The following is an 8,417-nucleotide window of genomic DNA, read 5'->3' on the forward strand; positions in this document are numbered from 1 at the left end:
TATACCCGCGAGCTGATTGCAGCGGCGGGCTGAGATCAGCCCGCCGGTCTCAGCCCATCACGCGCTTGCCTTTTCTTTGGTCGCCGCCTTCGGCACTGGCCCGCGCAGTTCTTCATAATGATCAAAGGTCAGCTTGACCCACCCGGTTCCGCGCGTGGCACTGGCAAGGGTGCGGTGCAGTTCATCCTCGGTCACCGCGGGGATTTGGGCGTTGAAGATCTCCCATCCCGACGCGTTTGGGTTGCCCTCAAATCCCAGAACCTGCCCTTGCAGCGAACTGATCGTTGGTACGAGATCGCCAACAAAATCGGAGGGCAGGTGAATCTCGGCATTCAGGATTGGTTGCAGAACCACCGGTTTGGCCTGAGGCAGCGCTTCGCGTACCGCGTTCTTGCCTGCGGTGCGGAACGCATAGTCCGAACTGTCCACGTTGTGGTGTTTACCGTCGCTGAGGGTCACTTTGACGTCGACCACGGGAAATCCTTCGGGGCCTTGCTCCAGCGCGTCCTTTGCACCGTGTTCCACCGACGGAATATAATTCTTGGGCACAGCGCCGCCTTTGACCACCTCTTCGAACTGGAACCCCGATCCACGTGGCAGGGGCGCGACTGAGATCACCACATCCGCGAATTGCCCTGCGCCGCCGGATTGTTTGCGATGACGGTGGCGATGTTCAACGGGCGCGCGGATGGTCTCGCGATAGGCGGTTTCGACCTGATCCGCTTCAATCTCGATCCCAAAATCCTCCGCCAGCTTGGCGGTCACACGGCGCATGTGTTGCGGGCCTTGCGATCCAAGGATCGAATGGCCGCTCAACTCATCCTGTTGCAGGTGCAGACCGGGGTCGATTTCGGCCAGACGGCTCAGGGCGTTGGACAGGCGTACATCGTCCCGCTCATGCGCGGGTGAGACGATCTGACGATGCGCAACCGGATGCGAAGCCGCCCATTCCGGCAGCTCCGTCGCTGAATTGCTGTCGTAGATATAGCCGGGGTTGAGGTGATCGGATTTTACCGCAAGCCCAATCTGCCCCGCTTCCAGTGTGGAGATTTGAGTTTTGGCATCCAGCGTCGTCAGGTTTCCTACGGTTTCACCGCCCAACGCCTCATGCGCTTGTACACCGTCTCCGAGGCCGCGCAGAACGACGATCTTTCCGATGTGTTTTTTAACATCTGCAAAACCGGCAATAGCGCGGGCGCTGTCTGCAGCCTCGTCGCGTCCGGCGGCGATATCAAATTCAGGCGCTTCGTGCCGCAAAGCCTTCATCAGCCGCGTCAGCCCGTTGCCATGGCTTGCAGCCCCCAGACAAGCAGGGATCAACTGGTGGTTTTGCAGGACCTGAGCGGCCAGATCATAAACCTCGTCGCTGGGTGGCTGTTTGTCTTCGATCAGCTGTTCCAACAGATGGTCGTCGAAATCCGACAGAGTTTCCAGCAACTCGGTCCGGGCTTCCTGTTCTCGGTCTTCTACGGATTGCGGCAGTTCGATCAGGGCCGAGGGCTGGCCTTCCTGATACTTCCATGCGCGTTCTGAAATCAGATCAACTGCGCCGATGATCGTGTCCCCTTCGCGGATGGGCACCTGACGCAGAGCGATGTGATGGGTGCAGTATGTTTGCAGGGCCGCGATGATATCTCGGATGCGGCCATTGGGGTTATCCATCCGGTTGATGAACAGGAAACAGGGGATGCCCGCTTCTTCGACGAGTCGCAGGTAGGGCGCACACAGAACGGCGGCATTCGGGTCGGGTGGCACAACCACTACGGCGGCGTCCGATATTGCCATTGCCGGTCCGACATAGGCCAGCGCATCACCACCGCCATCCACGTCGATCGCGCACCAGGGCTCGTCCAGATAAGAAAAACCGTGCAAATGCACGGTTCCGGAAACATCGAATGTGGTGGGGCGCCCGTCGAGGCGGCTGATGGCCTCGACCAGGGTAGTTTTGCCCGATTGGCTGGGCCCGAGGACGGTGAAGACGCGCATGAGTGTTGTCCCTCTTTCAGGTTGCAGAATGGCTGCACGAAAGGGGCATCCGCCGCTTTTGCGTCGGCAAGGACTGTCTGTATTTTTCCCGCCTCAGGGTGCAGGCTGGATGGCCAGTCTGCACCTTGAGTGTGGGGAAAACCGCAGGCGTGCGTCAAGCCCCTGTTGTGTTTTGCGACCTGTGGGCCAGATACGGCCCACTGTGAAGAAGTCAGATTGCCGAGCTGTGCCCGGCCTTGCTCAGGTCATAAGCGTCAAAGCTGCGGGCAATCATCCGGGTCAATGTACGCGCCTCGGGCGGGATGAAAAGCCCGTCTTCGGTGATCCGCAGAAGCCCATCGAACTCCGCATTGGCCGCCTGATACATATCATTCAGCGCGGTAGCTGAGATGTCGTGATCACGCAGGATTTCGGCACTGTTGATCTGGAAATCGCACATCAACGCTTCGATCAGTCGTGCGCGCAGAATGTCCTGACCTTTGAACAGATGTCCACGGGCGGTTGAAAACTGCCCATCGCGGACGGCTTTGGTATGAGCGGAGGTGGCCGAGGCGTTTTGCGCATAGCCTTGCGGAAAGCGTGAGATCGAACTGGCCCCGACGCCGATCAGAACATCTGCCTGATCGTCTGTGTATCCTTGGAAGTTCCGCTTTAGGCGCCCCGCACGCAAGGCATGGGTCAGCCCGTCATCCTGCGTGGCGAAATGGTCGATGCCGATTTCGGCATAATTGTCCCACAGGAACAGACGGCGGGCGGTATCGAACAGCTCGAGCCGCTGTTCGGGCGTGGGCAGAGCCTCTGACGGGATCATCTGTTGGCGCTTCGCCATCCAGGGCACATGCGCGTAGCCATACAAAGCCACGCGATCCGGGCTGAGCGAAAGCAACTTCTGCACGCTTTCAGTCATCCGGACCTTTGTCTGATGCGGCAGGCCATAAAGAATATCTGCGTTCAGGCTGGTTATGCCACGTTCGCGGATCATGTCGATGGCGTCGCGGGTGGTGTCGTAGCTTTGAATACGACCGATGGTTTGTTGGATTTCGTCATCGAAATCCTGCACCCCGATCGAGGCACGGTTCATACCTGCGCCCGCCAACGCATCCAGACGGGCTTCATCAATTTCGTTCGGATCAATCTCGACCGAAAATTCGGCATCAGATCCCATGGGTACGATACCCAGAATATGCTGCGCCAATTCGCGCATCAGCTGCGCGTTCAGCAAAGTTGGTGTGCCGCCACCCCAGTGCAGGCGCGACAGCACCACACCTTCGGGCAGGCGGGCTGCAAGCAGGTCCAACTCGGCTTTCAGAACGTCCACATAGGCAATAACCGGGTTGTCGGTTTGGGTTCCTTGTGTCCGGCAGGCACAGAACCAACACAGCCTGCGGCAGAACGGAACATGGATGTACAGGGAAATGGCGCTGCCCGGTTTGATTCCCGAAATCCAGTCGCCGAACATGTCCGCTCCCACATCATTGCTAAAGTGGGGGGCGGTGGGGTAGCTTGTGTAACGCGGTACTTTCGCGTCAAAAAGTCCAAGCTTTGCCAATTGTGGTTTCACTATCATGGCGATACCCTTATGGCACCGACAACTTGGCTGCTTTGATGGAGATCAAGTAGGAACGCGCATGACAGTAAAAGCACAGTTTGATCATTCCAATTGCGAAGACTGCCCGATTCGCCACCGAGCAGTCTGCGCCCGTTGTGATGCCGATGAGCTGGAAGAGCTTGAAAGCATTAAGTATTACCGCAGCTTCGAGGCGGGGCAAACGATTATCTGGTCCGGCGATCAGATGAATTTTGTAGGCTCGGTCGTGGCCGGTATCGCGTCATTGACGCAGACAATGGAAGACGGTCGAACCCAGATGGTGGGTTTGCTGCTGCCCAGTGACTTTGTCGGCCGCCCCGGGCGTGAGGCCGCACCCTACGATGTGCAGGCGACAACGGACGTCGTCATGTGCTGCTTCCGCAAAAAGCCCTTCGAGGAATTAATGGCGACAACGCCGCATATCGCGCATCGTCTGTTGCAGATGACACTGGACGAGCTTGACGCTGCCCGCGAATGGATGCTGGTGCTTGGACGCAAGACTGCACGGGAAAAGATCGCCAGCCTATTGTCGATCATCGCACGCAGGGATGCGTCGATCAGCCAGAAAGGTCTGGCGGGGCCGATTGTGTTTGACCTTCCGCTGACCCGCGAAGCCATGGCGGATTACCTGGGTCTGACACTTGAAACCGTCAGCCGCCAGATCTCGGCCTTGAAAAAGGACGGCGTGATCACGTTGGAAGGCAAGCGCCACGTGACCATTCCGGATATGGGCCGTCTGATGGAAGAAGCCGGTGACGATTCGGACGGTGGCTTTTTGGTTTGATCCCGGTCTTTGTGCCGCAACTCAGTTGCCGCGATCTTTGGATTGCGGCTAGAAACACCTCAGGAGCTTAACATGGTTTTCGGCAGTGTCCTGGCAATGCTTTTCATCGGCGCAATCGCCGGGTGGCTGTCAGGCAAGATCATGGAAGGTCGCGGATTTGGCCTTGTGGGTAACATCATCGTCGGAATTGTCGGGGCGTTTTTGGCAGGCATGATTTTCCCCGCGCTTGGCTTTTCGGTGGGCGGAGGGTTCTTTTCATCGATCTTCTTCGCGACCGTTGGGGCCGTGATTTTGCTGTTTGTGATCGGCCTTATCCGTAAAGCATGAAAAAAGCCGCCGTTTCGGGCGGCTTCTTTGCTTTTGAGACAATAATCAATGCGCCAGAAACACTGGGACGGAAGACTGTTCCAGCATATTGCGGGTCGCGCCACCGAGTATGGCTTCGCGGAAGCGCGAATGCCCATAAGCACCCATCACGATCATGTCCGATTCCGTGTCTGATGCATGACGGTTCAGAATGTCTGACACGCGCGTCATGGTCTTGCTCAGCACATCGATCTCACATTTGACCCCGTGTCGGGCCAACATCTGAGACAGCATTCCGCCCGGATCCGACCGGTCAGGGCCGTGGCGCGGTGGATCAATGACGACGATGCGGGCCAGTTCCGCCTTTTTCAGGAAGGGCAGAGCGCGCCGGATGGCACACATCGCCTCGACGCTTTCGTTCCAGGCTATCATCACGTTGCGCGGCGCTTTCAGGGGTGGGGTGTCATCAGGTACCACCAGAACCGGGCAATGGCCTTCGAACATAGCCGCTTCAATAATCGGCTCGGCCTCGGCCCCACGGTCTTTGCCGTAAGGATGCGGTAAGATCACCAGATCCGAAAACCGCGCCCGATGCGCAACATGGCGCCCGATGTCGGCAATCTGCGCCACGCCATGTTCGGCGGACCAGCGAACACCGGATTTGCCCAGATAATCCTGGGCAAATGTCAGCAACTCTTGTGCCTCGGCATTGGCCCGGCTGAGTGTTTCCTGAACGATCAGTGCGTTGGCTCCGGCGTAATAGTAACCGGTCTGGCTGCGATCGACACCGAGGCACAGCGCTTCGGCATGGGCATCCTGCGAATCCGCCAGCGCCACCATCTGCGCCAGTGCGGTCTGAGCTGTCTGCGTTTCGGTCATGACAGTGAGAAGGGATTTGTACGCCATTTCGACCTCTTAGTTCGGGCATATGGTCTCATGCGACCGGTTGGCCTCTTTCATCCTCAATGCGTGTCACAGAAAACGCGGAACTGTCTTGATACAGATCAAAGCAATAGCGGCTGTCGTGCTTCAGAACGGCAGCCAGTCAAATAGGTTTCGCGTGTCAAAAGAATCAAAATCGCGCGAAGCACGGCAAAGGGACGCAATATGTCGAATTACATCAAGCTGATCGTGCTTGGTCTGGTCGTGGTGTTTGCCGCCATCGGATCAAATTATGCACGCGATTTGGCGTATCAGGTGCATGCGATTCTGGTGATGCTTATCGCCGGTGGATTGTTCATCTGGACGCTTCGAAACACGGAAGAGCCAGATATTCTTGTCGATCGCTCGGGCGAATACATGGATGACGTGATCCGCTACGGCGTGATCGCGACCGCCTTTTGGGGTGTGGTAGGGTTCCTGGCGGGAACCTTTATTGCGTTCCAGCTGGCGTTTCCGGTGCTCAACTTCGAATGGGCGCAAGGGTATTTGAACTTTGGACGTTTGCGTCCGCTGCACACCTCGGCGGTGATTTTTGCGTTTGGCGGTAACGCGCTGATCGCAACATCGTTCTACGTGGTACAGCGCACCAGCGCCGCGCGTCTGTGGGGCGGCAACCTCGCATGGTTCGTGTTCTGGGGCTATCAGCTGTTCATCGTGCTGGCCGCGACTGGCTATATTCTGGGCGGTACACAGTCCAAGGAATATGCCGAACCTGAATGGTATGTTGATCTGTGGCTGACCGTTGTTTGGGTTGCTTACCTTGCTGTATATCTGGGCACGATCATCAAGCGGAAAGAACCCCACATCTATGTGGCGAACTGGTTCTATCTGGCGTTTATCGTGACCGTTGCCATGCTGCACTTGGTCAACAACATGACCATCCCGGTCAGCATCTGGGGTTCGAAGTCGGTCATCGTATGGTCGGGTGTTCAAGACGCCATGATCCAATGGTGGTACGGCCACAACGCTGTGGGCTTCTTCCTGACTGCGGGCTTCCTGGGCATGATGTACTATTTCATCCCGAAACAGGCCGAGCGTCCGGTCTTCTCGTACAAGCTGTCGATCATCCACTTCTGGGCACTGATCTTCCTTTACATCTGGGCTGGTCCGCACCACCTGCACTATACCGCGCTGCCTGACTGGGCCTCGACGCTGGGCATGGTGTTCTCGGTGATCCTGTGGATGCCGTCCTGGGGTGGTATGATCAATGGTCTGATGACCCTGTCGGGCGCATGGGACAAGCTGCGCACCGACCCTGTGATCCGGATGATGGTGATCTCGGTCGGCTTCTACGGCATGTCCACCTTTGAAGGCCCGATGATGTCGATCCGCGCGGTGAACTCGCTGAGCCACTACACCGACTGGACCATTGGTCACGTGCACTCGGGCGCGCTGGGCTGGAACGGTATGATCACCTTTGGTGCGCTGTACTTCCTGGTGCCTGTCCTGTGGAAGCGTGAGCGTCTGTACTCGTTGCAGATGGTCAGCTGGCACTTCTGGCTCGCCACCATCGGCATCGTGCTCTACGCCGCGTCGATGTGGGTGACCGGTATCATGGAAGGCCTGATGTGGCGTGAAGTGGATGCCAACGGCTTCCTGGTGAACTCGTTCGCCGACACCGTGGCTGCCAAATTCCCGATGTATGTGGTGCGTGCGCTGGGCGGTGTCCTGTTCGTCGCTGGTTCACTGATCATGTGCTACAACTTGTGGATGACTGTGCGGAAAGCGCCGGCCAAAGAGGCCAGCCTGACCGTCGCGGTCCCGGCTGAATAAGGAGGGCCGGAGCAATGGCAATTCTCGACAAACATAAGATCCTCGAGACCAACGCGACCCTCCTGCTGATCTTCAGCTTCCTGGTCGTAACCATCGGTGGCATCGTTCAGATCACCCCGCTGTTCTATCTTGAGAACACCATCGAAAAGGTGGAGGGCATGCGCCCTTACACCCCACTCGAAATGGCGGGTCGTGAGATCTATCTGCGTGAAGGCTGCTATGTCTGCCACAGCCAGATGATCCGTCCGATGCGGGATGAGGTCGAACGCTACGGCCACTACTCGCTGGCGGCTGAATCGATGTACGACCACCCGTTCCAGTGGGGTTCCAAACGTACCGGACCTGATCTGGCGCGTGTGGGGGGCCGCTACTCGGACGACTGGCATGTACGCCACCTGCGCGATGCACAGTCGGTGGTGCCGGAATCAGTGATGCCTAAATATGGCTTCCTGGAAACCCGCAAGATCGACGGTGAGTATATCGGTGACATCATGGCCGCCAACGCTTTGGTGGGCACGCCCTATACCGAAGACATGCTGGAGAACGCCGTGGCCGATTTCCGTGCACAGGCCGATCCGGACAGCGACTATGACGGGCTGCTGGAACGCTATGGCGACAAGGTCAACGTGCGCAACTTCGACGGCCAGTCTGATCTGACCGAAGCCGACGCGCTGATTGCTTATCTGCAAATGCTGGGCACGCTGGTCGATTTCTCGACCTTCACCCCGGACGCAAGCCGCTAAGGAGGGTGTGATGGAAGAATATACACTCCTACGGCAGTTCGCGGATAGCTGGATGCTGCTTGTGTTGTTCGTCTTCTTTATCGGCATCATCATCTGGGTGTTCCGCCCTGGTGCCAGCAAAGAATACAACGACACCGCAAATATCCCGTTCCGGCATCAAGACAAACCCGCCACATCCAAGGAGGCGCGGCAATGAGCAAGACACCTGAAAAACAGCCGGGTGATCCAAACACAACCGGCCATTCCTGGGATGGGATCGAGGAATTCGACAACCCGATGCCGCGCTGGTGGCTGT

General features: G+C 57.6%; 9 protein-coding genes. 6 read left to right on the plus strand and 3 right to left on the minus strand.

Going from position 1 to position 8,417, the window contains the following annotated elements; all coding sequences use genetic code 11:
* Positions 1-57: 57 nt before the first annotated feature.
* Positions 58-1,986, minus strand: coding sequence for an elongation factor G (locus AC2FNU_RS22315; protein WP_496792807.1), 1,929 nt, complete (start codon positions 1,984-1,986; stop codon positions 58-60).
* A 211-nt stretch (positions 1,987-2,197) separates the two neighbouring features.
* A complete protein-coding gene (gene hemN / locus AC2FNU_RS22320; RefSeq protein WP_496792812.1) occupies positions 2,198-3,553 on the minus strand; it encodes an oxygen-independent coproporphyrinogen III oxidase in 1,356 nt (451 codons plus the stop codon).
* A gap of 61 nt (positions 3,554-3,614) precedes the next feature.
* On the opposite strand from hemN, the gene fnrL reads away from it, so the two are divergent.
* Positions 3,615-4,358, plus strand: a complete 744-nt coding sequence (fnrL, locus tag AC2FNU_RS22325) for a transcriptional regulator FnrL (RefSeq protein ID WP_480801451.1) — start codon at positions 3,615-3,617, stop codon at positions 4,356-4,358.
* Positions 4,359-4,430: 72 nt separating this feature from the next.
* Positions 4,431-4,685 (plus strand): GlsB/YeaQ/YmgE family stress response membrane protein, encoded by a 255-nt coding sequence (locus tag AC2FNU_RS22330; RefSeq protein WP_171095978.1) that lies wholly within the window; start codon positions 4,431-4,433, stop codon positions 4,683-4,685.
* Between the two features lie 45 nt (positions 4,686-4,730).
* Here the strand turns inward: AC2FNU_RS22330 and AC2FNU_RS22335 are convergent, their stop codons facing one another.
* Entirely contained in the window at positions 4,731-5,570 is an 840-nt protein-coding gene (locus tag AC2FNU_RS22335; protein WP_171095981.1) for a universal stress protein, read from the minus strand.
* 201 nt (positions 5,571-5,771) lie between these two features.
* Between AC2FNU_RS22335 and ccoN the strand changes: the two genes are divergently transcribed.
* The 4 genes from ccoN to AC2FNU_RS22355 form a co-directional block, all read left to right on the plus strand.
* Positions 5,772-7,379: a cytochrome-c oxidase, cbb3-type subunit I gene (ccoN, locus tag AC2FNU_RS22340; protein WP_496792818.1), complete on the plus strand. Its 1,608-nt coding sequence runs from the start codon at positions 5,772-5,774 to the stop codon at positions 7,377-7,379.
* A 14-nt stretch (positions 7,380-7,393) separates the two neighbouring features.
* Positions 7,394-8,122, plus strand: coding sequence for a cytochrome-c oxidase, cbb3-type subunit II (gene ccoO / locus AC2FNU_RS22345; RefSeq protein ID WP_171180111.1), 729 nt, complete (start codon positions 7,394-7,396; stop codon positions 8,120-8,122).
* A 10-nt stretch (positions 8,123-8,132) separates the two neighbouring features.
* Complete coding sequence (locus AC2FNU_RS22350) at positions 8,133-8,318, plus strand: cbb3-type cytochrome c oxidase subunit 3 (protein WP_171095986.1); 186 nt, start codon at positions 8,133-8,135, stop codon at positions 8,316-8,318.
* On the plus strand, positions 8,315-8,417 hold a 103-nt coding region (locus tag AC2FNU_RS22355), incomplete at its 3' end, for a cbb3-type cytochrome c oxidase N-terminal domain-containing protein (RefSeq protein ID WP_496792829.1). The genes AC2FNU_RS22350 and AC2FNU_RS22355, both read left to right, overlap by 4 nt.

The organism is Ruegeria sp. BHSB064, assembly GCF_059613205.1.

Coding starts and splice junctions, on each gene's coding strand:
- AC2FNU_RS22330 (WP_171095978.1), top strand. CDS start 4,431: ATGGTTTTCGGCAGTGTCCTGGCAATGCTTTTCATCGGCGCAATCGCC.
- ccoO (WP_171180111.1), top strand. CDS start 7,394: ATGGCAATTCTCGACAAACATAAGATCCTCGAGACCAACGCGACCCTC.
- AC2FNU_RS22315 (WP_496792807.1), bottom strand. CDS start 1,986: ATGCGCGTCTTCACCGTCCTCGGGCCCAGCCAATCGGGCAAAACTACC.
- fnrL (WP_480801451.1), top strand. CDS start 3,615: ATGACAGTAAAAGCACAGTTTGATCATTCCAATTGCGAAGACTGCCCG.
- AC2FNU_RS22350 (WP_171095986.1), top strand. CDS start 8,133: ATGGAAGAATATACACTCCTACGGCAGTTCGCGGATAGCTGGATGCTG.
- ccoN (WP_496792818.1), top strand. CDS start 5,772: ATGTCGAATTACATCAAGCTGATCGTGCTTGGTCTGGTCGTGGTGTTT.
- AC2FNU_RS22335 (WP_171095981.1), bottom strand. CDS start 5,570: ATGGCGTACAAATCCCTTCTCACTGTCATGACCGAAACGCAGACAGCT.
- hemN (WP_496792812.1), bottom strand. CDS start 3,553: ATGATAGTGAAACCACAATTGGCAAAGCTTGGACTTTTTGACGCGAAA.